The organism is Flavobacterium sp. ov086 (genome assembly GCF_900187965.1).
In the GTDB taxonomy this organism is placed as follows: Bacteria; Bacteroidota; Bacteroidia; order Flavobacteriales; family Flavobacteriaceae; genus Flavobacterium.
Map to the genome: position 1 here is coordinate 1 of NZ_FZNL01000028.1, position 24,805 is coordinate 24,805.

Sequence of the window (24,805 nt, forward strand, 5' to 3'; positions counted from 1 at the left end):
AATCAAAAATAAAGTCTTATGCAGTATGACCCAAAACTCAGACCCGTATGAAAATGCCGTAGCAGAAAGAATTAATGGAATTTTAAAACAAGAATTTATGATCGATAAATATCATCAAAAAATAAAAATTACAAAACAAATTATAAAAGAATCGATCAATATTTACAATGAACAAAGACCACATTATTCTAATCATATGCTAACACCAAATCAAATGCATTGTCAAAATCAAATCCAAATAAGAACCTATAAAAACAAAAACAGTTGCAAGAACGTTCTTGCAACTGTTTAATTAATTATTTTTATCTAATAATCAGTGTCGTTTTTTTAGGACGAGACAATTTTTTATTTCTTCTTGAATAAACCATTTAATAAGTCACTTGCTTTTTTAGTAACTTCCTGGGTTTTCTGTTCTTTTTCAGTTTTTGCAGCTTGTGTGGTATCTTTTGCTTTTGTATTCTTATTGATTAAATCATTAAGGGCAGAAGTACCTTTTTGTGTTAGCTTTTCTTTTTGTTGATTGGCAACCTGAGATGCTAAACTCGTAACCGCAGATTTCATGTCAGTTGATATTTTTGGATTAGAAAAATTACCTGTAATCATCGCATTTATTGGGATGTTTTGCAGTTTCGCAGCATCCGCAGGAGACATTTTTGAGATAAAGGCATTCGCTTCAGATCCTAAATATTTAGCCGGAACATCCAGTTTTAAGTTATAATTCATGGTTTGGTCAAAACCGTGAGTTCCGCCAACTGTGATTTTAATATCCTGATATTTGATGTCAAATGGTTTTACATTTACTTTTCCGTTTTCAAAAGTTAAAGCTGCTTTAATATCGTTCAAATTTATTTTATTCATATCAATAAACTTGATGTTCGAAGTTAATGCACTTAATACAGTTGAATTTTTAGAGTTTATCGTTGTCGAAAGCAATTGTCCTAACAAATCTCCTGAAATAGAACTTAAGTCTGGAGTTAATTCTTTCGAGTCTAGATTTCCGTTTAATTTAATAGTCGAATTTAATTTTCCGTTGATAATTCCGGCAATTGGTGCAATTTTTTTCATCATGTCCAATTGTGTAAAAGTCTGTGCAATATCAACTTGATTGAAACCTAAATTCATATCAAAAGTTGGTACCTTAGTTTTTGTAGAAACAGTTCCTGTTAAACCAATTGTTCCTCCAAAAATCGAAGTTTTAAAGTTTTCTAACGTAGCTTTTTCATCTTTTACGATCAATCTGCCTGAAACATCTTTTAGTTTTAAATTATCATACAAAACGGTTGTTGCTTTTGCATTTAAAGTACAATTTAAAAACGCCGGAATCTTCATTGCTTCTGTTGGTTTTGCAGCAGTTTTTTCAGTTGCAGGTTCACCGGCAGTCATGAAATCGTCAACAGCCAATTGGTTTGAACTCATATTGAAGTTTCCTCTTAGTTCTTGTTTTTTAAACATAAAACCGTAAAAGTTTTCTAAAACTCCATTAATGCTTAAATCGCTTTTTCCGGTTGTAGCATCAAATTTTTTCAGGTTTATAGTACTTGGATTAAACTCTACCAAAGCTGTACTAATGTTCATCGCTTTATTGTTTTCATCAGTATATTTAAATCCTGATAAACTCATCGTCCCTGCATTTTTTATGTTTTGATATTGGCTTTTTTCCACAGATGCCATATCAAAATTTGTGGTAACGTCAGCTTTTAAAATACCTGCTAATGGCTTATCCATTTTGATTGGATATGCTTTTGAAAGGTTAGCTAAATTAATAGTTCCTTTTAATGCAGCGTCTACAATAGGATTTACGGTAATGTTTTTAATATTCGCTTTAGCGTTAAAAATATCCTGATCGATTCTAAACGAAAGTTTGTCTAAATTAACGTAGGTGTCATTTAGAATTCCTGTTTCGTTGATGATTTTTGTGTCAATTACAATATTCTGAACTGATTTTGGTAAGTTAGGATATTGAAATGAAGCATTGTTTGAGGCAATTGCAATGTTGAATTTAGGAACAGTAGTATCTGTTAATTGTCCTTTTGCAAAACCAGCTACAGTAAAGTCTCCAGTTGTTTTTACACCATCTAGACTCGAAGCATAAGCCGACGGAATTAAACCTAAGAAATTGGTGAAAGATGAAGTTGGTGTTTTAAATTTTAAATCATAAATCTGACCCGCATCAACCATCTGAATAAAACCGTCAAATTCTAATGGTAATTGATTGATTAAGGCTTTGTTTTCTTTAAAAGTATATTTGCTTTGTTCTAAATCAATTCCTAAAACGGCATCTAAAGTCAGTTTTACATTTTTCATGTAATTGACTTTATCCATATCAAGAGATACTTTAGCAGTAGATTTTGTAGTTAAATCCAGTTTAGAGTTGGTAAAATCACCAGTTCCTTCGTGATTTAAACTATCAATTACCATCTTAATTTTCGAACCCTGATCAATATATCTGAAAGTGAAATTTTCGATTTTGTAGTTCTGAATTTTTAATGAAAGTGGTTTGCTTGCTTCATCTTTCTTTGTTTCGTTTTTATCTTTTAATGCAATATCGAAGTTACCAACACCATCTTTATTAAAAATAATATTGATTAATCCATTTGTAGAACTGATTCCCTGAATGCTTAAAGGTTCTTCTTTTCCTTTGAAAAGTTCTTTGATACTCATTTTTAAATTCAGTTCGCCTAAAGAAACTAAAGTATCACCTTCAAAAGGAGCTTTGTTGATAATCACTAATTTTTCGATTCCAACAGTTGCATTCGGAAAGTTTTTAAACAAGCTTAAATCAGCATCGGCAAAACTTACTTTTGCATCAACACTTTCGTTAATAGCTTCAGCAATTTTGGCTTTTATCTGATCCTTAAAAAAATAAGGGATAGCGAATAAGGCGGCTACAATGACGACAAGAACAATAGCTGCGATTTTTAGAATTTTCTTTAACATATTAATAGATTTGAGGATTTAGCATTAATGTTTAATACGTGCAAAAATAGCTTTTTTGATTTAGTTCTGAGATAAAGTTTTCTTAAAAAATGTAAGAAATTTACCTATTTGAATAAAAGAAAAAAATCCGTTCGATCATATATTCAAACGGATTTTGGGTTTTATTATTTTATTTATTTCAGAATAAAAGAAACTATCTTATTAGTCATGACTTCTGAGATAGGTAAAGTTTCATTATTATAACTCTCTAAATTTGCCTGTTTATCGCCATCGATAATTTTCATGATGTGATTCATTTTATCAACGATCAATAGCTCGGCATTTTTATTAGCGTTTGCCAGATTTTCAGCGTCTTGTGTATTGATTTGTAAATCGTTGTTTCCTTGCAGTATTAAAATAGGAACGTTTAATTTTTTAATTTCTGTTTGTGGATTGTATTTAAACCACGAAATCAAATACGGCTGAATGCTTGGTCTAAAAAGTGCATTAAGCATTGGATCTACTTTTTTTACCGTATTTCCGCTTTTTAAACTGTCAATAATAGGAAAAGTCAAATCGTTAATTTGTTGATTTGATTTGCTTGCTATTTGCGTTTTTATAAGTTTATCTGCTGAGTCTCCAGCTCCGGCAATAGAGATAAATTTAGTTGCTTTTGCTCCGGCAATCATTCCTATTAAAGAGCCTTCGCTGTGACCTATTACAATTACATGCGAAAAGCGCTTGTCTTGTTTCAGGAAATTAATCCAGCTTTTGGCATCTTCTGTATAATTTTCGAAGACTAAACTTGATTCCGCTATTGCAGAAGCTTTGCTTTCGCCAATTCCTCTTTTATCATATCTTAATGATGCAATTCCGTTTTTTGCTAGAGCTTCAGCCAGCATTTTCAGCGAATTGTTTTTCATCATCGGATTATTTCCATTTCGGTCTGTTGGTCCCGAACCTGCAATTATTAAAGCAACCGGAAATTTTTTACTCAGATCCGGAACCGTTAAAGTACCAAAAAGCTGATCATTATTAATTTTTAAAGTCGCATTAGATTCTTTAAAAGTGTATTGCTTTTTATCCTGAGCATTAACAAAACTCAAAAAGAAAATAGTGAGCAGAAGAACTATATTTTTCATTGATCTGAATTATTTGATGTTTAATCCAAAAGGAAGCATCGCCTGAACACCTTTTTGTTTTTGAAATCTTTTTACCTGCTCAATAAGCTGATAATTTTCTTCGCCAATTTCCTCTTTTATAAAAGCTTCTTTAGATTGTGCAAATGGTAAATTAGAGAGAAGATCATTAAATGTTTTCTCGTATTCAGGATAGTTTTGAGTGGTGTATGTTTTTACTTTAGCCATTTTAGCTGCTTCAGCAATAGCGTCATTCAAACCTCCAATTTTGTCTACTAAACCTATTTTTAAGGCTTCAGTTCCTGACCATACTCTTCCTTGTGCGATAGCGTCAACTTGTGCAAAGGTCATTTTTCGGCCTTGAGCCACATGCGTCACAAAAGTATTGTAGATATGTTCAACTCCTTCTAATGTAAAGGCTTTAAACTTCTCATCAATTGGCACAAACGGACTATAATTTGCGGAGTTCTCGTGAGTTTTTACCTGTTCCGTATTGATTCCTAACTTAGTTGCCAGAGGGCTAAAGTTTGGTAAGATTCCAAAAACTCCAATAGAACCAGTAATAGTATTGTTTTCTGCAAAAATTTTGTTAGCATTACAAGCAATGTAATATCCTCCCGAAGCAGCATAATTACCCATAGAAACCACAACCGGTTTTACTTTTTTAGTGATTTCGATTTCTCTCCAAATTAAATCAGAAGTTAGAGCGCTTCCGCCCGGACTATCAATTCTAAGAACGATCGCTTTTACATCCTCATTTTTTCTGGCTTCCTGCAACGAACGACGCATTGAGCCTTCTCCAATTACGGTAACATCACCTTCACCGCTTTGTATTTCGCCTTGAGCGTAAATAATCGCAATTTGGTCTGATGCTGTATTGGTCAACGCTGTAGTAATATTATTCTGAGTATAATCTGATATAGAAATTTTGTTATAATCATCGTCGCCTGTAACTTTCAATGCTTTTTTGATAGCGTCGTGATATACATCTTCATAAGCAACAATGTCAACTAAATGTTGTGATTTTGCCATTTCCGGAGTTCGGGCAAGCAAACCATTTGCAATTTCATTTAACTTAGCAACAGGAATATTTCTGCTTTTCGAAATATCGTTAGTAACCGTTGTCCAGATTGAGTTTAATAATGCCGTAACTTGTTCTCTGTTGGCATCGCTCATTTTGTTTTCTAAAAACGGTTCAACGGCACTTTTATATTTTCCATGACGAATCACTTCCATATGAATACCTGATTTATCCTGAAAATCTTTAAAGAACATTACTTCAGACGAAAGTCCTTTAAAATCTAAATCTCCGGCTGGATTCAAATAAATAGTGTTGGCAACAGAATTTAAATAATATTCTTTTTGCGAATAAGTATTGGAATAAGCCCAAACAAATTTTCCTGATTTTTTGAAGCTTTCAAGTGCATTTCTTAAATCTTTGTATTGTGCTAATCCTAAAGAAGATTCATCGTTTAAAATCGAAATTCCTTTAATATTATCATCCGTTTTTGCTGCTTCAATTGCATTGATAACGTCAGTCAAACCGATTTCTTTTTTGCCAGTGAATTGGGTTACCCAGGGATCTTTATATTTTCCGGCGTAATCATTTTGAATCTGTTTTAAATTTAATTCGATCACAGAATCACCTTTGACAGAGACAGAATCATCTCCTCCAAAAATAGTTCCAATTAGAATTACTCCAAAAAAGAAGACCATAATAAACACAAAAATACCAATAACAGTGGCAATTACATTTCCTAAAAACTTCATAAGTATATTTTTTTAATAAGTAGCAAAAAAGGTTGGTTTGTTACAAATATAATCTAAATAGAATTTAATTCTCCTATCGGTAATTCTCAAATATTTGTATAATTTACATTTTTGAATGCTAAAAATAAAGATAGATTATTTTGTAAGATAATAGCGATTTATTTTATAATTTTAAAGAAAAGAAATTATAAACAAACTGTTTTCGACTCTTGAAAACTTCTAATTCTTGTGTTGAATAATGTACTTAATTCTAAAATAGTTTTAGTTAATTTGCATTAATTATGAAATCACAGCATCAAATCACTCTATCTATAGGCAGTAATCAGGGAAACAGATTGGCAAACATCGAAAGTTGTATTGCCTTAATACACCAGGAAGTTGGTACTGTAATCAGGGTTTCAAGACTATACGAAACTCCGGCTTGGGGATTTGAAAGTGACGCTTTTTATAATTGTGCTTTGGTTTTGCACAGTACTTCATCTGCACAAAAAATACTGAATCAGGTTTTAAAAATCGAAAAACATTTAGGGAGGATCCGTTCGAATCAGAAAGGATATCAATCCCGATTAATTGACGTCGATCTGATTACTTATGACGATGAAATTATTGAGTCTGAAAAACTTGAGGTTCCACATCCGTTAATGCAAAACAGAAATTTTGTTTTATTGCCAATGCGGGATTTAAAACTAGATTGGAGACATCCTGTTTATCAAAAAACAATTTCAGAATTAATTGCCATTTCGCCAGACGATAGTGTTTGCACGGTAATTCAGGATTTGAAGATTCCGTTGCAGGAAATTCCTTTAGAAAGTTTTAATTATATTGCTTTTGAAGGAAATATTGGAGCTGGAAAAACGACTTTGGCGCACAAAATTTCAGAAGATTTTAATGCTAAAACTGTTTTAGAGCGTTTTGCTGATAATCCGTTTTTACCAAAATTTTATAAAGATCAAAATCGATATGCCTTTCCTTTAGAAATGTCTTTTCTTGCCGATAGATATCAGCAATTATCAGATGATTTGGCGCAATTTGATTTGTTTAAAGATTTTATTGTCGCCGATTATCATATTTTTAAATCTTTGATATTTGCCAAAATTACGCTTGCAGAAGATGAATATCGTTTGTACCGAAACTTATTCGATATAATTTACAAAGAAATGCCAAAGCCTGATTTGTACGTTTATCTGTATCAGAATTCAGAACGCCTGCTTCAAAATATCAAGAAACGCGGAAGAGCTTATGAACAGAACATTGAGGCTGAATATCTGAATAAAATCAATAACGGTTATCTGGATTATATTAAATCCCAAACCGATTTGAATGTTTTGATTATTGATGTTTCAGAACGTGATTTTGTAAAAAAACACGAAGATTACCTTTTTATATTAGAAGAGATAAAGAAGAAATTGAATTAGATAATGTGGCAATTAGAAAATTAGATAATTATTTACTGCATTTCAAAAATTATCAAATTATCAAATTTTCTAATTGGCACATTAAAATCATCTTTTCAATGTAAAATGCCCTCTTAAAATTGGTTTGGTATTGTCAATTTTTAAGGCATACCAATAATCAGAAGCGGGTAGCGGATTTCTATCCAAAGTTCCGTCCCACGTCATTTTAGTAGCATTTAACTGCGCGATAAATTTTCCGTATCGATCAAAAATAGTGACTTGTGCTTCAGGATAATATTCCATTCCGGTTACTTCCCAAACATCATTATAGGTATCATTATTTGGAGTAAAAAATGGAGGAAAAACAAGAACTACAAACATTTTTGTTGTATCACTACAGCCACTTTTTTCTCTTACATAAGCCGTTTGTAATCCGCCTGAAACATCATAAAATACATTTGAATTTTGAAAATTAGAACCGTCAACAGAATATTCAAAGTAATCTTGTTCTTTGGTGAGATAGATTACAACTCTAGTTCCGTTTACCTCAATGCGGGATATTTCCGGAACCTCGCGTTCCTCAATAATAATGGTTTTTTGACTCGTACAGTTTTCAGGAGCGGGACTTGTAACATCTACAATATATGTTCCGCCTTTTGATGCAGGAATAGTTTGTGTTGATTCTCCGGTGTTCCATTTATAAGACATTCCTGAAACTCCGGCATCAAGTATAATGGTTTGTGATTGGCACAATACAAGCTCTTGATCGGTAACAACTGGAGGAGTATAAATTTTAATGTCAATTGGAATTCGGGTACTATTAATACAGCCATTATTTGATGCTTCTGCATAATAAGTAGTATTTGTTGAGATTGTTGGAGTTTTAAAGCTGTTACCTGTAAATAAGCTTGTACCGCCAGTTGATTCTGTATACCAATTTATAAAACCAATATTTGTACTTGCTTCAATAGTAACAGATCCGGGACCACAATTAAAATAAGTTGGTTGTGCAGCAACTGGAGTTGTTGGTGTTGGATAAACGGTTGCAGTAACTGGTTTTCTATTTGACTCACAACCGGCATCAACATAATAAGTTGTTGTAGCGGTTATTGTAGGAGTTGTAAAAGAATTTCCGGTTGCTAATGCCGTTCCGCCAGTAGCATTTGCATACCAACTAATAGTTGCTCCGGCTGTTGCAGTAGCATTAAATGTGAAACTTCCTGAATCGCAAGCCGCAGGTGGATTTGTAGAAGGTGTTGCAACCGGAATTGTAATTTTTGTGCTGGCTGCGATTTCTAAAGGAGCTTCGCCGACTGATCCTCCATATTCAACAACATAGCCTTTTGGCTGATATGCGTCACCTGAAATTAATGATCCTGTGTTGGATAAATCATTCCAGGAGCCACGTATTCCGATTCCGGGTTGCGTAATATGGGCGTAATCTTCATCTCCTTGGTTGTTTGGTTCTCCGGTATTCCAAAAAGTATACGACATTACTGTTTCTGCTTCAGGTCCGGTTACCCATTTCCAAACGCCTTCTGTTTCGGCGTCGCTTCCTCCAATCCACCCTGTTCCGGAGGCTTGTTCACCACTTAACTTAGCTTCATCAGCAGATAAAAGAGTTGCCAGATATCCTTTAAGTCCATAATAAGTACTTGCTTCGGCAGCGGCTTTTGCAGCTGTCCAGGTAATTCCTATACTCGGAACAAATAAATAAAAGTGTTGTGTCGATGGTAAATAATTGGCTTGGCCAATCGTTATAGAAAAAGTTCTTGTACCGGAAGCTGTAGCTGATGAGTTAGAAAATACAACATCTTTAATGGCTGCTTCTAAATCAGAATATAAAACATTTCCTCCCGTTGGACTTGATAAGACTAATTTTCCTTCATCGGGATACCAGGCTTGTACAATTGATGGATGTGCAGCAGGATTTAAAATTTCTATTCTATCAAGCCCCTGAGAATAGCCTGAAGAAATCTGAATATAAGCAGCTTTTGTTCCAAGTTCTTTATCATCGTGAGTAATTGTAATTGAGGTTACAATATTTTTAGAAGTTAAAGGGCAATAGAATTGATCTCCCGAAGCCCTAATTATAGGGGCTGTTGTTACTGTGGCTTTGTTGCAATTGTTTGAATATGTCGCCGAAGCATCTTTAAACGTTGACCAGTTTATATTAGAATAATTTGCGTTATCTACTTCTATGCAACTTAAATTAGGATTTGAAGTAAGATCAATAGCTAACATGTAATTATTAATGCCGTTTTTTACGCTTAAGGTATTCAGATTGTTATTGTCACAGCTAAATGAATTTATACCTGTATTTTTAGATATATCTAAAGTGGTGATGTGATTATTTGAGCAAGAAAACATATTTAAGTTTAGATTTTTTGAAATATCTAAATCAGTTAATTGATTATTGTAGCAAACAAATATGTTTAAGTTTGTGTTATTAGAAGTGTCTAAACTTGTTATTTGATTGAATGTACAATAAAATATTTCTAGGGCTGTATTTTTTGAAACATTTAAGGTTTTTAATTGATTGTAACTGCAACCCAAACTTTTTAACGCTAGATTTTTTGAAATATCTATAGTGTTTAAATTATTTTGGTTACAATTTAAAAGATTTAAATTGTAATTTTCTGAAATATTTAAGCTGATTAATTTATTACCACTACAGTCTAAATAATTTAGTTTTGAATTTTTAGAGAAATCTAATGTAGTTAAATTGTTGTTATTACAAATCAAAGTTTCTAATTCTGAAAAGCCTTCAATTCCAGATAAATTAGAAATATTTTGGTAACGAATTTCTAAACTTTTAACACTATTTATACTTGTTGTTAAAACTTTACCATCAATAGCGCCATTGTCAATTCCTAACTTAATTAATGCGTCTTCGAAATTTAAATCAGGAATTGTAGTGTATTGTGCATGCCCAAAAAAACCAGACAGCAATAAAAAAAATAAGAGTGGTATTTTTAAGAAATTAACATTTTTCATTTTATAAAAGTATCAATTTTATAATAACAAAAAAATAATTTTCTATTTGTAACAATTATAGATTTAATTTGTTGAAAAATAACAAATTATGGCAATGTTTTTTCTTGTTTTAAATGCTTTTTGGCCACTTCAGTTTCTGGAATAAATCCCAAACAACAATTCCAGCGCTCACAGCAATATTTAAAGAATGTTTGGTTCCTAATTGCGGAATCTCAATGCAGCCATCGCAAATTGCAACCGCTTCCTGAGCTACACCATAAACTTCATTTCCGAAAACCAATGCGTATTTTTGATCTTTTTCTACTTTAAAATCCTGAAGAAAAATAGCACTTTCAACCTGTTCGATAGCAAGCGTTAATACATTGTCTTTTTTTAGATTTTCGATAACTTCCAATACATTTTCATGATGTTCCCAAGCTACAGTTTCGGTAGCGCCAAGAGCGGTTTTATGAATTTCTTTGTTTGGAGGTGTAGCTGTAATACCGCATAGAATTATTTTTTCGATCAAAAAAGCATCGGCAGTTCTAAAAACAGAACCTATATTGTGTAAACTGCGAATATCATCTAAGACTAAAATTAGAGGAGTTTTGTCAGACTTTTTAAAATCTTCAATTGATTTTCGATCTAGTTCGCTATTTTCCAGTTTTCTCATTTGTGTTGGATTCAGGTCATAAAAAAAGCCTCCAAAGATAAGGAAGCTTTTTCGATTATTTTATTTTGTTTTTCTCAGATTAGCTTTTTACTGGATCTGGTAAAACTGTACCTTTAATGGTAAGTACTTTTGTTGGTTGTCCTTCAGCGTTAGAAGTAACCGTTACAGTTTTTGTAAATGCACCAACTCTGTCAGTAGCATATTTTACACCAATAATACCTTTAGCACCTGGAGCGATTGGCTCTTTTGGAGTTGTTGGTACAGTACAACCACAAGATCCTTGTGTATTTGTAATGATTAATGGTTTAGTTCCGTTGTTTACAAAAACAAATTCACGTTTTCCATCAGCATTGTGAGCGATAGTTCCGTAGTCAATAGTTTCTGTTTCAAAAGCCATTCCAGCACCTTCGATTTTAGCAACTTTAGCTTTTTTAGTGCTTTGAGCGTTAGAAGCTGTAATTCCAACTACAGCTAACATAGCAATTAAGATTATTTTTTTCATCTTTTAGAGTCTTTGTTTTAATTATGAACAAATCTATATAAAATTCTAATATCTCATCTTAAAAATTGCTTAAAATATTTTAATTTTTGAACCGCTTCAATATTCCTTTAAAATATTATAAATTCGCTGTCTTAATTTTTCATTTAAAATACAACAATTTGGCAGCGAAAGAGAAAGTGGTGAAAGAAACACCCTTAATGAAACAGTACAACGAAATCAAGAGAAAATATCCTGATGCATGTCTGCTTTTTAGAGTGGGTGATTTTTATGAAACCTTTGGAGAAGACGCTATTAGAGCATCAAAAATTCTGGGTATTACATTAACCAAAAGAGGGGCTGGTTCTGATACTGAGACCGCTTTGGCAGGATTTCCACACCATTCTGTTAATACATATTTGCCAAAATTAGTTAAAGCCGGACTTCGTGTAGCGATCTGTGATCAGCTCGAAGATCCAAAAATGACTAAAACTATCGTGAAACGTGGTGTTACTGAACTGGTAACTCCGGGAGTTTCATTAAATGATGAGGTTTTACAATCAAAAACAAACAATTTTTTAGCATCTGTATATTTTGCTAATAAAAATATCGGAGTTTCCTTTCTTGATGTTTCTACCGGAGAGTTTTTAACAGCTCAGGGAAATGCTGAATACATAGATAAATTATTGCAGAATTTTAATCCTAGTGAAATTCTGGTTCCAAAGAATAATAAAATGGATTTTAAGGCTTCTTTTGGAGAAGATTTTCATACTTTTTATTTAGAAGATTGGATTTATAAAGAAGATTATGCTCTGGAAACTTTGACAAAACATTTTCAAACTGCTTCCTTAAAAGGTTTTGGAGTTGAAGAGCTGAAAGAAGGAGTTATTGCTTCAGGAGCAATCTTGTATTATTTGTCAGAAACACAGCATAACCGTGTACAGCATATCACGGCAATTCAACGTATTGCAGAAGATGCTTATGTTTGGATGGATCGTTTTACTATTAGAAACTTAGAATTATACCACAGTTATAATCCAAATGCGGTAACACTTTTAGATGTAATTGACAGAACGCTTTCGCCGATGGGAGGACGTTTACTGAAACGTTGGTTAGCTCTGCCTTTAAAGGATAGTGCTAAAATTAAAAACCGTCACGATGTTGTTACCTATTTAAAATCAGATCCTGAAGTATTGCAAAATATTCAATACCAAATTAAACAAATTTCAGATTTAGAGCGTTTGATTTCTAAAATTGCAGCCGGAAAAGTTTCGCCTCGTGAAATTGTTTATTTGAAAGAATCTCTGGATGCTATTATTCCGATAAAAACTTTAGCATTGCAAAGTAAGCAGGAAGCGGTAAAGATTATTGGAGATAGTTTACATGCCTGTGATCTTTTAAGAGAGAAAATAAAAACAACCTTAAATCAGGATGCGCCCGTAGCGATTGCAAAAGGAAATGCTATTGCAAAAGGTATTAGTGAAGAACTGGACGATTTACGTGCTATTTCTACTTCAGGAAAAGAATATCTGGAGGGAATAGAAAAAAGAGAATCGGAGAGAACAGGAATTTCTTCTTTAAAAATCTCTTTCAATAATGTATTTGGATACTATATAGAAGTTAGAAATACACACAAAGATAAAGTGCCGGCAGAATGGATTCGTAAGCAAACCTTAGTAAATGCCGAGCGTTATATTACCGAAGAATTAAAAGAATATGAAACTAAAATTCTAGGCGCTGAAGAGAAAATTCATAAAATTGAAAGCGAACTTTTTGAGCAATTAATTGCCTGGATTGCGACCTATATTAAGCCGGTTCAAATGAATGCTAATTTGGTGGCACAGTTAGATTGTTTGTGTTCATTTACGCAATTGGCTATCGAAAATCAATATGTATGTCCTGAAATTGATGAAACTTTCGAGCTGGAAATCAAAAACGGACGTCACCCTGTAATTGAAAAACAATTGCCGGTTGGAACTCCTTATATTGCTAATGATGTTTTCTTAGATAGAGAAACACAACAAATTATCATGATTACTGGACCCAATATGTCTGGTAAGTCGGCTATTTTAAGACAAACTGCTTTAATCGTATTGTTGGCTCAAATGGGAAGTTTTGTTCCGGCTGATAGTGTAAGAATGGGAATTGTCGATAAAATTTTTACCAGAGTAGGAGCATCGGATAATATTTCGATGGGAGAATCTACTTTTATGGTTGAAATGAACGAGACAGCTTCTATTTTGAATAATATCTCAGACAGAAGTTTGGTTTTATTAGATGAAATTGGTAGAGGAACAAGTACTTATGACGGGATTTCGATTGCCTGGGCTATTGCCGAGTTTTTACACGAACATCCGGGAAGGCCTAAAACATTATTTGCAACGCATTATCACGAATTGAATGAAATGACTGAATCGTTGTCTAGAATCCAAAATTATAATGTTGCCGTAAAAGAATTAAAAGATACCGTTCTTTTTATTAGAAAGCTGGTAAAAGGAGGAAGTGCGCATAGTTTTGGAATTCACGTTGCAAAAATGGCAGGAATGCCTCAAATTGTAATTTTGAAAGCACAGAAGTTATTAAAGAAATTAGAAAAAAATCATTCAAGCGATGCCTTAAACGGAGTAAAATCTGCAGCAGACGAAATGCAAATGAGTTTCTTTAATTTAGATGATCCTTTATTAGAAGAAATAAAAGAAGAGATTCTAAGTCTTGATATAAATGCGATAACTCCGGTTGAAGCATTGATGAAACTCAACGAGATTAAAAGAATGTTAGTTAAAAAATAATTTCAGATTTAAAGTTTAGGTTATCAGAAAGTTATAAAATAAGTAGATTTTTTTTTGGAAAAACGCTTGTGTAATTGAATAAATGTCCTAAATTTGCACTCGCAATACAGAACAAGTCAGGTATTGTGGTTCTTACAAGAATTTGAAATGCGAAAATAGCTCAGTTGGTAGAGCGCGACCTTGCCAAGGTCGAGGTCGCGGGTTCGAGCCCCGTTTTTCGCTCAACATCGTATAATGCTCGGATGGTGAAATTGGTAGACACGCTGGACTTAAAATCCAGTGAACAGCAATGTTCGTGCGGGTTCAAGTCCCGCTCTGAGTACTAAAGCCTCTTCTTTTTGAAGAGGCTTTTTTTATTGTGTAAACTCACACAGTGCAAAATAAATTTGCGAAGTAAATTTATTTTAAAGAATCTAAGAATCTATCCTGATAGCTATCAGGACTAAGAATCTGAAATCAACAATTTAAAATCTAAAATATATCTATGGGTGCTTTTGTAATTAGTAAAAGGTTTAATGATGAATATAAATTCGTGTTTACTTCCAGAAAAGGCAAAGTCATATTTACAAGTTTAAGTTATGAGTTGAAGTTTGAAGGTGAAGAGGATATTGAGAAGTTTAAAGCGAATGTTGATCAGGCTAAGTTTTTAAAATTTAAAGGCTCAGGAGGGAAGTATTTCTTTAAGTTGATGTTGGGGGAGGTTCATTTTGCAACAAGCCGAAAATACACAACGGAATTGCTTTTGCAGAAGGGAATTAAAGAAATTGTGACTTATGCTTCAAGGTCGGAAATTTTGGACTTCTCGTCAAGCGAATCTATTTTTGAAGATGAGTTGGTTCAGGAGGAAGAAATGGAAGAATAGATGAATGAAATCCCAATTTGTAGTTGTTTGTTTTGATTTAACTAGGTTTAAAAACAAAAAAAATCCCAAATTCCAATAGGCTTAATGTCTTTTTGGAATTTGGGATTTTTTTTTTATGCTTGGAATTTGGGATTTCATCCCGAAGCTTCGGGATTGGAATTTCAAAAAAAAATTAGCATAAAAAAAACCATCACGATGGATGGTTTTAAAATCTTTAGAATTTAAGTTCTAATTATTTTTTTACTTCTTTAGCAGCTTCTTCTACTTTAGCAGCAGCAGAATCAACTTTAGTTGCAGCAGAGTCAACAGTTGCAGCAGCAGAATCAACTACAGTAGCAGCAGAATCAACAGCAACAGCAGTAGAATCTACAGCTTCAGTAGCTGCAGCGTCAGCTTTTTTACAAGATACAACAGTTAAAACAGCAACAACAGCTAAACTTAAAAATACTTTTTTCATCTTACTTTATTATAAAAGGTTAATTATTAATTCGTGGCAAAGATATAAATTTTTTAATATGTAAAATATTTTTTTATTTTTTTTTTAAAATATTTTCATTGCTCACGATTATCTTATTTATCAAAGAATATGCCAAAACTACAAAAATGTTTGGTATTATCGTATTTTTTGTATAAATTATTTTTCGTTGAATATTCTATAAGAGAATTGGCTTTTTTTATTCTCTTGCTTGCAGTTTGTTTTGTTTTTTAATAATAATTACGCAAACGCTGAGTGTTAAAATAAGACGTTTTTAGCGCTTTTTATTTTGATTCTGGTATGGAAATCCGTTTTTGGGTTTTTGAAACGGCTACGAAACGATTTTCATGATGCTGTTTGTAGCTCCTTTATAGTCTTGAATGTATGACTTGCAAATTTGACTTTTCTCTGTAAAAAAGTTTTCATCGGTAAGCAAGCGATCAAGACTTTGTTTTAGTTCGTCTATATTCGATATCACAATGCATCCGCCAATATCAACCAATTGAACAGCCTCGGCAAAATTGGAATAATTAGGACCAATTACAATTGGTAGTCCAAACGTTGCGGGTTCCAGAATATTATGAATTCCCGGATTGCCAAAACCGCCGCCAACATACGCAATGGTTCCGTAGCTATAAATTTTTGTCAATAAACCAACCGTGTCAATAATAAAGACTTGGTAATTTGATAAATCAAGACCCTGTTTCTCTGAGAATAATACAGTTGATTTTGTAATTTGCGATTTAAGACTCGAGATTTGGTCGGCTTTAATGTTATGGGGCGCAATAATAAATTTTACAGTCGAAGGAGTTTCATTGATATATTCAGCTAATAAAGCTTCGTCCTTTGGCCATGAACTTCCTATTACTATAGTTGGAGTATTATTTTTAAAGTTTTCAATAAAATCAAGTGTGTTATCTCTTTCTAAAATGGCATTTACACGATCAAAACGAGTATCGCCGGAAACAATTACATTATGGAATCCGATGGCTTCAATTTTTTCTTTAGACTCTTCGTTTTGAACAAAAAAGTAAGTGAATGCTTTTAATGCATTTCTATAGAAACCGCCATACCATTTAAAGAACATTTGGCTGTCTCTAAAGATTCCGGATATTAAATAAGTTGGTGTTTTACTGTTCTCTAGCTCTTTTAGATAATTTAGCCAGAATTCATATTTAATGAAAAAGGCTAATTCAGGATGTGCTAATTTTAAAAATCTCTTTGCATTGCTTTTAGTGTCTAAAGGTAAGTAAATAGTCACATCGGCAACTGTGTTATTTTTACGCACTTCGTATCCTGAAGGGGAAAAAAAGGTAACAATGATTTTGTGTGAAGGGTACTTTTCTTTGATTTTTTCGATTACCGGTAAACCTTGTTCATACTCGCCAAGAGAGGCTGAGTGAAACCAAATAGTCTTATCTGTAGGTTTTATTTTATCTTCCAGAATACTAAAAACATTTTTCCGACCATTTACAAAAAGCTTAATTTTCGGACTAAAAATCGCTACAATTTTCAGAAAAAACCCCGCAATAGAAACAACTAAATTGTATAGAAAAAGCATCTGTTTATTTTTGTGGCTAAATTACATTTCTTTCCATTATTTTCATTGGTTTGAAGGTATTAAATAACTATTTTTGTTCCTCCTTTTAGAGATTATGTTTAAAATACAGGTCTTTAATTTTAAAAATATATTGAAAATGAAAAAAATTCAAATGGTTGACTTAAAGAGTCAATACGAAAAAATAAAAACGACTGTTGATGCTTCGATTCAAGAGGTTTTAGACACAAATACTTATATAAACGGACCTTTGGTACATCAATTTCAAAAAAATCTTGAAGATTATTTGGGAGCAAAACACGTAATTCCGTGTGCAAATGGTACAGATGCTTTGCAGATTGCTATGATGGGATTAGATCTAAAACCAGGTGATGAGGTAATTACTGCCGATTTTACTTTTGCAGCAACTGTTGAGGTTATTGCTTTATTACAATTAACACCAGTTTTGGTAGATGTTGATATGACGAATATGAACATCGATATCGACGCTATTAAAAAAGCAATTACGCCAAAAACTAAAGCAATTGTTCCGGTGCATTTATTTGGACGCGCTGCCAATATGGACGCAATTATGGAAATTGCTGCAGAGCATAATCTGTATGTAATCGAAGATAATGCGCAAGCAATTGGAGCTGATTACATTTCTAAATCAGGTACAAAAAGCAAAGTAGGAGTAATTGGTCACGTTGCGGCAACTTCATTTTTCCCGTCTAAAAACTTAGGCTGTTATGGAGATGGAGGAGCAATTTTTACAAACGATGATAAATTGGCTCACATTATCCGCGGAATTGTAAACCACGGAATGTACGAACGTTATCATCATGATGTAGTGGGAGTAAATTCACGTTTAGATAGTATTCAGGCAGGAGTTTTAAATGCAAAATTACCTTTGTTAGACGAATATAATAAAGCACGTCGTCGTGCAGCTTCAAAATACAATGCAGCCTTTGCAGGAAATGCACACATTATTACACCGGAGTTTGATGCAAACGAAAATGATCACGTTTTCCATCAATATGTATTGAGAATTATCGATGCAGACAGAAATGCTTTGATGCAACATTTGTTGGATAAAGCCATTCCATGTGCAATTTATTACCCAATTCCGTTGCACTCTCAAAAAGCTTATGTTGATACTCGTTATAAAGAAGAGCAATTTCCGGTAACGAATCAATTGGTAAAAGAAGTAATTGCTTTACCAATGCATACAGAATTGGACGATGAGCAAATCAAATTTATTACAGATTCTGTTTTAGAATTTTTAAATAAATAATATAAAAGTTAAACCAAATAACAATAGCACAAAACAACCACAAAATGAAAGTATTAGTAACAGGAGGATTAGGATTTATTGGTTCTCACACCGTAGTCGAATTGCAAAATGAAGGCTTTGAAGTAGTGATAATTGATAATCTTTCGAATTCTACAGAAGATGTTTTAAAAGGAATTACAGCCATTACAGGAAAAACGCCTTTATTCGAAAAGTTAGATTTAAGAGAAAAAGCGTCAGTTCGGGATTTCTTTAAAAAACACAACGATGTTACCGGAGTAATTCATTTTGCTGCTTCAAAAGCAGTTGGAGAAAGTGTTGAACAGCCTTTGTTGTATTATGAAAACAATATTGCTTCGCTAGTTTATTTGTTGCAGGAATTACAACAAAAACCTGAGGCAAGTTTTATTTTCAGTTCTTCTTGTACGGTTTACGGTCAAGCCGAAAAAATGCCAATTACAGAAGATGCTCCTGTGCAAGCAGCAATGTCTCCTTATGGAAACACGAAGCAAATAGGAGAAGAAATTATCACAGATACAGCTAAGGTTACTAATATCAGTGCAATTTTATTACGCTATTTTAATCCTGTTGGAGCGCATTCAAGTAATGAAATTGGAGAATTACCTTTAGGAGTTCCTCAGAATTTAGTGCCTTTTATTACGCAAACCGGAGTAGGATTACGTAAAGAATTATCTGTTTTTGGAAATGATTATCCAACTCCAGACGGAACTGCTGTTCGTGATTATATTCACGTTGTAGATTTAGCAAAAGCGCATGTTATTGCATTACAGCGTTTATTCAATAAAAAGAATTTAGCAAAAGTGGAGACTTTTAATTTAGGAACCGGAACAGGAAGTTCAGTTCTTGAAGTAATCAATAGTTTCGAAAAAGTAAGCGATAAAAAATTGCCGTATAAAATTATGCCACGTCGTGAAGGTGATATCACCGAGGCGTATGCAAATACAGATAAAGCAAATAATGTTTTAGGCTGGAAAGCTCAATTAAGCTTAGACGAAGCAATGGCAAGTGCCTGGAAATGGGAGCAAAAAGTTCGTTCTTAATAAGTTTTCAGTCGCGGTCACAGTTTTCGTAGAGACGCACAGCAGTGTGTCTTATGTTCGATATTAAAAATCCCAAATAATTTATATTATTTGGGATTTTCATTTTGAGTCAATTTATTTTGTAATTTTGTAAGATCAAAATGTAGGAATTATGGAGCCGAAAAAAGAAAATGAGAAGAATAATAAGGTTGAAGAGCCAAGAGTAGAATATGAAGTTCAGAAACCTCAATTTAAAGGAATAGATCGCGATACTTTTGATTTTGATGCTGAGTTTGAAAAAGGATTAACACCGGAGGAATTTAAAGCTGAAATGTCTAAAAGAATAAAAGCTTATCCTTGGAAAAAGTAATTTTTGAAAATGTCGTTCTGGAATATTTCGATGATTTGGTTTTTACTCTTTTTAAAGAAGAATATTTTGGTTTTGCTGAATCTGCACAAAATTATATAGATAAAATAGTGGATTTTGTCATTTCAAGTATTTCTAAATTTCCACATAAAAAAACACCCGAAAGACTTCGGTATTTAGGTTCTAACTATATTTTTTATAAAGCTAATGCTAGAACAACTTGGTACATTTTTTTTGAAAGAAAAAATCATAATTATTTAATAACTGGAATTATAAATAATTACAGTGAAGAAGTAAAAGAACTATAAAAAACAAAATCCTCATAAACATTTCGTTATGAGGATTTTTTATAGATATAGTTTTTAAACTGAAAACTAAAAACTGCGACTAAAATTTAAACATTCGCAGTAACCGCTTCTTTGTCGATTTTATTAATCAAACCAGCTAACACTTTTCCTGGGCCAACTTCAGTAAACAAAGTAGCGCCGTCAGCGATCATTTGTTGTACAGATTGTGTCCATTTTACAGGAGCAGTTAATTGAATAATTAAGTTCTTTTTGATTTCGTTTGCATCAGAAATAGCGCTTGCTGTAACGTTTTGATATACTGGACAAATAGGAGTAGAGAAAGTTGTTGCTTCAATTGCAGCAGCTAATTCTTCTCTTGCAGGCTCCATCATTGGTGAGTGAAATGCTCCACCAACAGGTAAAATTAAAGCACGTTTTGCTCCGGCAGCTTTCATTGCTTCGCAAGCTTTTTCAACAGCAGAAGTTTCTCCTGAAATTACCAATTGCCCTGGGCAGTTGTAGTTTGCAGCAACAACAATTCCATCAATAGAAGTACAAACGTCCTCGACGATATTATCAGCTAAACCTAAAACAGCAGCCATTGTAGACGGAGTGATTTCGCAAGCTTTTTGCATTGCCAAAGCACGTTGAGAAACTAATTTCAAACCATCTTCAAAAGATAAAGTTCCGTTGGCAACCAAAGCAGAGAATTCACCTAAAGAATGTCCTGCAACCATTTCTGGTTTAAAATCTTCGCCTAAAGTCTTCGCTAAAATAACGGAGTGTAAAAATACTGCAGGTTGTGTAACTTTAGTTTCTTTTAGTTCTTCGGCAGTACCCTCGAACATAATATCAGTGATTCTAAAACCTAAAATTTCATTAGCTTTTTCGAATAATTCTTTGGCTAAAGCCGATGATTCATATAAGTCTTTGCCCATTCCTGTAAACTGTGCGCCCTGACCCGGAAATACGTATGCTTTCATTTGTCTAATTTAAGATTGAATTTTTTTAAATTGAAAATTAGTTTCAATAGAAAGACAAAAATAACATTTTTTTATTTCGTATAATCCTTAAACATGTAAATCCATGCTAATCTTGAAAATCGGAGATTAAAAGAAGTAAGTAAAGTAATGACAACAGCAATAATTGGAATGATTCTTAAATCGAAATTTGTTTCAAAGAAAAACTGTGCAATACAATACGTTGCGATTCCCTGAGCGACTGTTAATCCGTAGTTTACGTACATAGCGCCAAAGAAATATCCAGGCTCTTTTTGGAATTTGTAATTACAATGACTGCAATATTCGTTCATTTTTGGTAAACCAAAATTCAGAAAAATATTCTTGTCTTTAAAAACTTTTCCTTTATGACAAATAGGACATTCGTTGCTTAAAATATGAGTTAATGCACTTGACATGATCTTGTTGATTTTTATTTGTACAAAGGTATTTCAGAATCTTTTAAATCCTTTTTTATATCTTCGCTACTTATAGCACAATAAAGACATTTTGTGTTAAATTGCCAAAATTCCAAATTTCAAATCTGAAATCTACAATCTAATCGCGTATGAAAAAGTATCCTGTTTATAGTGTTCAGAATTTTAGCTGTAACGATATTCATCGTGATTTTTATATCAATACTTTTAAAGAGCATCTAAAAAGCCATAGTTTTGTCGAAGAACCGCATCGACATGATTCTTATTTAATGGTGTTTTTTACGAAAGGTTCTGGATTGCATGAAGTTGATTTCGATCAATTCGGAATAAAAACAGGAAGCTTGTTTGTTCTGCAGCCAGGACAAATGCATCATTGGAATTTGTCTGAAGATGTTGAAGGCTTTGTAATTATTTTTTCGCAGGAACTTTATAATTTGTACTTCGGACAGAAAAAAATCAACGATTACAATTTTTATCATTCCATTCACAATCGGCCGGAAATGGTTTTTGAGGAAAGTGAAATACCAAAAATATTACCTTATTTTGATTTATTGATTCAGGAGAATAATCAAAATAATAAGTTGCAATTAGACAAAATGCTGAATTTATTAGATTGCATTCACATAGAAATTTCCAGAAAATATATCGAGACCTATTCGCATCAAACACATTCGTATAATGTTAAAATCAGTGCTTTTGAAGTGCTTTTAGAAGAGTATTTTAAAACTCAAAAACTGCCGTCGTTTTATGCGGAGAAATTAAATATTACATTAAAACATTTAAATAGAATCTGCAATGAAATTTTACAAAAGACCGCAACAGAAGTAATTATGGATCGCGTAATTCTTGAAATTAAACGAATGTTAATCGATAAACAATTGTCTATAAACGAAGTTGCATTTGCTGTTGGCTACGAAGACTATTCCTATTTTTCCAGATTCTTCAAAAAACAAACCGGATTTTCTCCAACAGAATTTCGAAATACTTTGCGATGAGTTTTTTCGCCACGAATTTCACGAATTTTCACGAATTAGTTTTTATAGATTATGCTGAGAAAAAATTCGTGCACATTCGTGAAATTCGTGGCAAACTTTTAAAAAAAAAGAAAACCCTGCACTTTTAAAAAAGTACAGGGTTCTCAACCAGCCAAATTAAATTGAAAATACTATGATTAAGCTTGTTTTGCGAATTGCAATTCAATGTTTAAACGAACTTCTTCTCCAACTAAAACACCACCAGTTTCAAGAGCAGAGTTCCAGTTTAAACCCCAATCTTTACGATTAATTTTTCCTTCAATGTTTAAACCTACTTTTGTATTTCCCCAAGGATCAGTCATTGTTCCGCTAAATTCTACAGGAAATTTTACTGTTTTTGAAACACCTTTAATGCTTAAATCGCCAGTTAATTCATATTCTCCGTCATTGATTTTTTTGAATGAAGAACCTTTGAAAGTTAATTTTGGGTGATTTTCAGCATCGAAGAAATCTCCGCTTCTTAAATGTCCATCTCTGTCTGCATTTGCAGTATCAACAGAAGCAATATCACTAGAAAAACTGATATCAGCATTTTCGAAGTTATCTCCGTCTGTAGTAATTGTAGCATCGTAAGTTCCAAATTTTCCTGAAACATTTGTAAACATCATGTGTTTAACTTTAAAACCAATTTCTGAATGTGTTGGGTCAATTGACCATTTTGTAGTTGCCATAGTTTTTATTTTTTAAATATTAATTTCATTTTGATAGGACAAAGTTACGTTGGTAGTAAGCGTAACGCACTTAACCTAGATTAAGAAATGGAAAATGTGATTTGAAATTATTTTGAGGTTCTTTTTTTTTGTTGCCACGAATTCCACGAATTTTCACGAATTAATTTTTATAGATTGTGCTGAGAAAAAATTCGCGCACATTTGTGAAATTCGAGGCAACCCGACGCAGATTGGAAAAATCTTTTAATCATTTTATCCCGATAACTATTGGGAGTGGTAAAAAAAAACTATTTAGTGTTGTTCATATAAAATGTCAATGCTCCAGATGGACATTTATGAACTGTTTCTATGATTTTTTCAGTTGTTGAGGCTTCTGCTGTAATCCATGGTTTTTCTTTTGGATGAAAAACATCAGGATTATTTTTTACACAATTAGCAGAGTGAATGCATTTTCCGGATTGCCATACAATTGTGACTTCTCCGTTTGTGTATTCTTTGGTTAGATTATCAGGATTCATGGTTGAAAAATTTAAGGATTAGTTTTTATCTTAAAGTCAGACCAATTTTCTCTTATAAAATTAATCTTTCTTTTTGAGTTTTGTAAAAATTAGAGCAAAAAAATAAACGATAATAATCTGAAATTCAGATTAATTATCGTTTATCGAGAAAAAGTATTAGTTGTGTTTTTCGAATTAATAATTCATGGGAATTTCCATTAAAAGAAACTCAGCATCGGTATTTGCTTTTATGTTTAAAGTTTCAAAATCAGAGATTCCTATTGCGTCACGAGTATTCAATTCCTGACCGTTTATAGTTACATTTCCTTTTAAAACAAAAGCGTAAACTCCGTTTCCTTCTTTTTTTAGTTTGTATGTTGTAGCAATTCCTGCATCAAAATTCCCCATATGAAACCAGGCATCCTGATGAATCCAAACACCTTCATCATCTGCATTTGGGGATAAAATCTGAGACAATTTATTATGTCTGTCCGCAACATCCAAAGTAATTTGTTGGTAGCGTGGTGTTACATTTCTTTTGCTGGGAAACAACCAGATTTGCAATAATTTAGTTTGTTGATCTGCATTTGGATTAAACTCACTATGTTGAACTCCGGTTCCGGCACTCATAACCTGAATATCACCATTTTTGATGATTTCAGTATTTCCCATGCTGTCTTTGTGTGCTAAATCGCCTTCTAGCGGAATCGTAATGATTTCCATATTATCGTGAGGATGCGTTCCAAAACCCATTCCGCCAGCAATCGTATCGTCATTTAAAACGCGAAGTGCACCAAACTGAATTCTGTCAGGGTTGTACCAGCTAGCAAAACTAAAACTATGATAAGCATTAAGCCATCCGTGATTTGCATTTCCTCTTGTTTCTGCTTTGTGCAATACTATATTTTCCATAATGATATGTGTTTTGTTATTTTGATAGTACAAATTTACGATGGACATAGAGGAAAAGCACTTAATGTAGATTAAGTTCTTTAGGGTTCTAATTTTTAGGTACAAAGGTTCAAAGGAACAGAGGTTCAAAGGTTTTTTAATCGTTCCGGAGGAACAAAGATATTGTAGGGATGGATTTTAATCCATTCTACACATGCAATATCGCCAATCTTTGTCGAGCTTCTTGCAATGGACGGATTGAAATCCATCCCTACAAAATTGG

Annotated in this window: 22 protein-coding genes and 2 tRNA genes; 11 read left to right on the forward strand and 13 right to left on the reverse strand. The window is 32.9% G+C overall.

Going from position 1 to position 24,805, the window contains the following annotated elements; all coding sequences use genetic code 11:
- The coding region (locus tag CHB81_RS22990; protein ID WP_141130362.1) for an integrase core domain-containing protein at window positions 1-292 on the forward strand (292 nt) is incomplete at its 5' end.
- 53 nt (window positions 293-345) lie between these two features.
- Here CHB81_RS22990 and CHB81_RS22995 read toward each other — a convergent pair.
- From CHB81_RS22995 to sppA, 3 genes are all read right to left on the reverse strand, one after another.
- Window positions 346-2,937, reverse strand: coding sequence for an AsmA family protein (locus CHB81_RS22995; protein WP_089354178.1), 2,592 nt, complete (start codon window positions 2,935-2,937; stop codon window positions 346-348).
- Window positions 2,938-3,110: 173 nt separating this feature from the next.
- Entirely contained in the window at window positions 3,111-4,058 is a 948-nt protein-coding gene (locus CHB81_RS23000) for a S9 family peptidase (protein ID WP_089354179.1), read from the reverse strand.
- A gap of 9 nt (window positions 4,059-4,067) precedes the next feature.
- Window positions 4,068-5,825 (reverse strand): signal peptide peptidase SppA, encoded by a 1,758-nt coding sequence (gene sppA, locus CHB81_RS23005; RefSeq protein WP_089354180.1) that lies wholly within the window; start codon window positions 5,823-5,825, stop codon window positions 4,068-4,070.
- Window positions 5,826-6,106: 281 nt separating this feature from the next.
- On the opposite strand from sppA, the gene folK reads away from it, so the two are divergent.
- Window positions 6,107-7,240 carry a 2-amino-4-hydroxy-6-hydroxymethyldihydropteridine diphosphokinase gene (folK, locus tag CHB81_RS23010; protein ID WP_089354181.1) on the forward strand — a complete coding sequence of 378 codons (1,134 nt, stop codon included), beginning with the start codon at window positions 6,107-6,109 and terminating at the stop codon, window positions 7,238-7,240.
- Between the two features lie 87 nt (window positions 7,241-7,327).
- On the opposite strand, the gene CHB81_RS23015 is transcribed toward folK, so the two are convergent.
- The 3 genes from CHB81_RS23015 to CHB81_RS23025 form a co-directional block, all read right to left on the reverse strand.
- On the reverse strand, window positions 7,328-10,216 hold the full coding sequence (locus tag CHB81_RS23015; protein ID WP_254921264.1) for a T9SS type B sorting domain-containing protein: 2,889 nt from the start codon (window positions 10,214-10,216) through the stop codon (window positions 7,328-7,330).
- Window positions 10,217-10,325: 109 nt separating this feature from the next.
- Window positions 10,326-10,868, reverse strand: coding sequence for an RNA methyltransferase (locus CHB81_RS23020; protein WP_089354182.1), 543 nt, complete (start codon window positions 10,866-10,868; stop codon window positions 10,326-10,328).
- A gap of 79 nt (window positions 10,869-10,947) precedes the next feature.
- Window positions 10,948-11,370 (reverse strand): DUF1573 domain-containing protein, encoded by a 423-nt coding sequence (locus CHB81_RS23025; protein ID WP_089354183.1) that lies wholly within the window; start codon window positions 11,368-11,370, stop codon window positions 10,948-10,950.
- 158 nt (window positions 11,371-11,528) lie between these two features.
- On the opposite strand from CHB81_RS23025, the gene mutS reads away from it, so the two are divergent.
- The 4 genes from mutS (at window position 11,529) to CHB81_RS23045 (ending at window position 14,997) form a co-directional block, all read left to right on the forward strand.
- Complete coding sequence (mutS, locus tag CHB81_RS23030) at window positions 11,529-14,135, forward strand: DNA mismatch repair protein MutS (protein ID WP_165902272.1); 2,607 nt, start codon at window positions 11,529-11,531, stop codon at window positions 14,133-14,135.
- Window positions 14,136-14,284: 149 nt separating this feature from the next.
- Window positions 14,285-14,357 (forward strand) — tRNA-Gly (locus tag CHB81_RS23035).
- 14 nt (window positions 14,358-14,371) lie between these two features.
- A tRNA-Leu gene (locus tag CHB81_RS23040) sits at window positions 14,372-14,457 on the forward strand.
- A gap of 162 nt (window positions 14,458-14,619) precedes the next feature.
- Window positions 14,620-14,997 (forward strand): DUF1508 domain-containing protein, encoded by a 378-nt coding sequence (locus CHB81_RS23045; RefSeq protein ID WP_089354184.1) that lies wholly within the window; start codon window positions 14,620-14,622, stop codon window positions 14,995-14,997.
- A 232-nt stretch (window positions 14,998-15,229) separates the two neighbouring features.
- On the opposite strand, the gene CHB81_RS23050 is transcribed toward CHB81_RS23045, so the two are convergent.
- A complete protein-coding gene (locus tag CHB81_RS23050) occupies window positions 15,230-15,454 on the reverse strand; it encodes a hypothetical protein (RefSeq protein ID WP_089354185.1) in 225 nt (74 codons plus the stop codon).
- 349 nt (window positions 15,455-15,803) lie between these two features.
- Complete coding sequence (locus CHB81_RS23055; protein ID WP_089354186.1) at window positions 15,804-17,033, reverse strand: 3-deoxy-D-manno-octulosonic acid transferase; 1,230 nt, start codon at window positions 17,031-17,033, stop codon at window positions 15,804-15,806.
- Between the two features lie 136 nt (window positions 17,034-17,169).
- Between CHB81_RS23055 and CHB81_RS23060 the strand changes: the two genes are divergently transcribed.
- From CHB81_RS23060 to CHB81_RS23075, 4 genes are all read left to right on the forward strand, one after another.
- Entirely contained in the window at window positions 17,170-18,303 is a 1,134-nt protein-coding gene (locus CHB81_RS23060; RefSeq protein WP_089354232.1) for a DegT/DnrJ/EryC1/StrS aminotransferase family protein, read from the forward strand.
- Window positions 18,304-18,347: 44 nt separating this feature from the next.
- Window positions 18,348-19,361, forward strand: coding sequence for a UDP-glucose 4-epimerase GalE (galE, locus tag CHB81_RS23065; RefSeq protein ID WP_089354187.1), 1,014 nt, complete (start codon window positions 18,348-18,350; stop codon window positions 19,359-19,361).
- A gap of 151 nt (window positions 19,362-19,512) precedes the next feature.
- Window positions 19,513-19,710 carry a hypothetical protein gene (locus tag CHB81_RS23070; RefSeq protein ID WP_089354188.1) on the forward strand — a complete coding sequence of 66 codons (198 nt, stop codon included), beginning with the start codon at window positions 19,513-19,515 and terminating at the stop codon, window positions 19,708-19,710.
- The gene (locus CHB81_RS23075) at window positions 19,698-20,015 is read left to right on the forward strand and encodes a hypothetical protein (RefSeq protein WP_089354189.1); all 318 of its coding nucleotides are present in this window, start codon (window positions 19,698-19,700) and stop codon (window positions 20,013-20,015) included. Before CHB81_RS23070 ends, CHB81_RS23075 begins: the two co-directional genes overlap by 13 nt.
- Before the next feature lie 86 nt (window positions 20,016-20,101).
- On the opposite strand, the gene fabD is transcribed toward CHB81_RS23075, so the two are convergent.
- Together fabD and CHB81_RS23085 are read right to left on the reverse strand one after the other, a co-directional pair.
- Window positions 20,102-20,977 (reverse strand): ACP S-malonyltransferase, encoded by an 876-nt coding sequence (gene fabD, locus CHB81_RS23080; RefSeq protein WP_089354190.1) that lies wholly within the window; start codon window positions 20,975-20,977, stop codon window positions 20,102-20,104.
- A 71-nt stretch (window positions 20,978-21,048) separates the two neighbouring features.
- Window positions 21,049-21,411: a DUF983 domain-containing protein gene (locus CHB81_RS23085; protein ID WP_089354191.1), complete on the reverse strand. Its 363-nt coding sequence runs from the start codon at window positions 21,409-21,411 to the stop codon at window positions 21,049-21,051.
- 149 nt (window positions 21,412-21,560) lie between these two features.
- Between CHB81_RS23085 and CHB81_RS23090 the strand changes: the two genes are divergently transcribed.
- Entirely contained in the window at window positions 21,561-22,424 is an 864-nt protein-coding gene (locus CHB81_RS23090) for a helix-turn-helix domain-containing protein (RefSeq protein WP_089354192.1), read from the forward strand.
- 176 nt (window positions 22,425-22,600) lie between these two features.
- Here the strand turns inward: CHB81_RS23090 and CHB81_RS23095 are convergent, their stop codons facing one another.
- The 3 genes from CHB81_RS23095 to CHB81_RS23105 all read right to left on the reverse strand — a co-directional run bounded on the left by CHB81_RS23095 (window position 22,601) and on the right by CHB81_RS23105 (window position 24,543).
- Window positions 22,601-23,134 carry a YceI family protein gene (locus CHB81_RS23095; protein WP_089354193.1) on the reverse strand — a complete coding sequence of 178 codons (534 nt, stop codon included), beginning with the start codon at window positions 23,132-23,134 and terminating at the stop codon, window positions 22,601-22,603.
- Between the two features lie 287 nt (window positions 23,135-23,421).
- The gene (locus CHB81_RS23100; RefSeq protein ID WP_089354194.1) at window positions 23,422-23,652 is read right to left on the reverse strand and encodes a (4Fe-4S)-binding protein; all 231 of its coding nucleotides are present in this window, start codon (window positions 23,650-23,652) and stop codon (window positions 23,422-23,424) included.
- A gap of 174 nt (window positions 23,653-23,826) precedes the next feature.
- Window positions 23,827-24,543: a pirin family protein gene (locus CHB81_RS23105; protein ID WP_089354195.1), complete on the reverse strand. Its 717-nt coding sequence runs from the start codon at window positions 24,541-24,543 to the stop codon at window positions 23,827-23,829.
- Window positions 24,544-24,805: the final 262 nt, after the last annotated feature.

Coding starts and splice junctions, on each gene's coding strand:
- CHB81_RS23105 (WP_089354195.1), bottom strand. CDS start 24,543: ATGGAAAATATAGTATTGCACAAAGCAGAAACAAGAGGAAATGCAAAT.
- CHB81_RS23085 (WP_089354191.1), bottom strand. CDS start 21,411: ATGTCAAGTGCATTAACTCATATTTTAAGCAACGAATGTCCTATTTGT.
- CHB81_RS23015 (WP_254921264.1), bottom strand. CDS start 10,216: ATGAAAAATGTTAATTTCTTAAAAATACCACTCTTATTTTTTTTATTG.
- CHB81_RS23090 (WP_089354192.1), top strand. CDS start 21,561: ATGAAAAAGTATCCTGTTTATAGTGTTCAGAATTTTAGCTGTAACGAT.
- CHB81_RS23095 (WP_089354193.1), bottom strand. CDS start 23,134: ATGGCAACTACAAAATGGTCAATTGACCCAACACATTCAGAAATTGGT.
- galE (WP_089354187.1), top strand. CDS start 18,348: ATGAAAGTATTAGTAACAGGAGGATTAGGATTTATTGGTTCTCACACC.
- CHB81_RS23020 (WP_089354182.1), bottom strand. CDS start 10,868: ATGAGAAAACTGGAAAATAGCGAACTAGATCGAAAATCAATTGAAGAT.
- CHB81_RS23070 (WP_089354188.1), top strand. CDS start 19,513: ATGGAGCCGAAAAAAGAAAATGAGAAGAATAATAAGGTTGAAGAGCCA.
- fabD (WP_089354190.1), bottom strand. CDS start 20,977: ATGAAAGCATACGTATTTCCGGGTCAGGGCGCACAGTTTACAGGAATG.
- CHB81_RS23060 (WP_089354232.1), top strand. CDS start 17,170: ATGAAAAAAATTCAAATGGTTGACTTAAAGAGTCAATACGAAAAAATA.
- CHB81_RS23000 (WP_089354179.1), bottom strand. CDS start 4,058: ATGAAAAATATAGTTCTTCTGCTCACTATTTTCTTTTTGAGTTTTGTT.
- CHB81_RS23100 (WP_089354194.1), bottom strand. CDS start 23,652: ATGAATCCTGATAATCTAACCAAAGAATACACAAACGGAGAAGTCACA.
- CHB81_RS23045 (WP_089354184.1), top strand. CDS start 14,620: ATGGGTGCTTTTGTAATTAGTAAAAGGTTTAATGATGAATATAAATTC.
- sppA (WP_089354180.1), bottom strand. CDS start 5,825: ATGAAGTTTTTAGGAAATGTAATTGCCACTGTTATTGGTATTTTTGTG.
- CHB81_RS23050 (WP_089354185.1), bottom strand. CDS start 15,454: ATGAAAAAAGTATTTTTAAGTTTAGCTGTTGTTGCTGTTTTAACTGTT.
- folK (WP_089354181.1), top strand. CDS start 6,107: ATGAAATCACAGCATCAAATCACTCTATCTATAGGCAGTAATCAGGGA.
- CHB81_RS23025 (WP_089354183.1), bottom strand. CDS start 11,370: ATGAAAAAAATAATCTTAATTGCTATGTTAGCTGTAGTTGGAATTACA.
- CHB81_RS22995 (WP_089354178.1), bottom strand. CDS start 2,937: ATGTTAAAGAAAATTCTAAAAATCGCAGCTATTGTTCTTGTCGTCATT.
- CHB81_RS23055 (WP_089354186.1), bottom strand. CDS start 17,033: ATGCTTTTTCTATACAATTTAGTTGTTTCTATTGCGGGGTTTTTTCTG.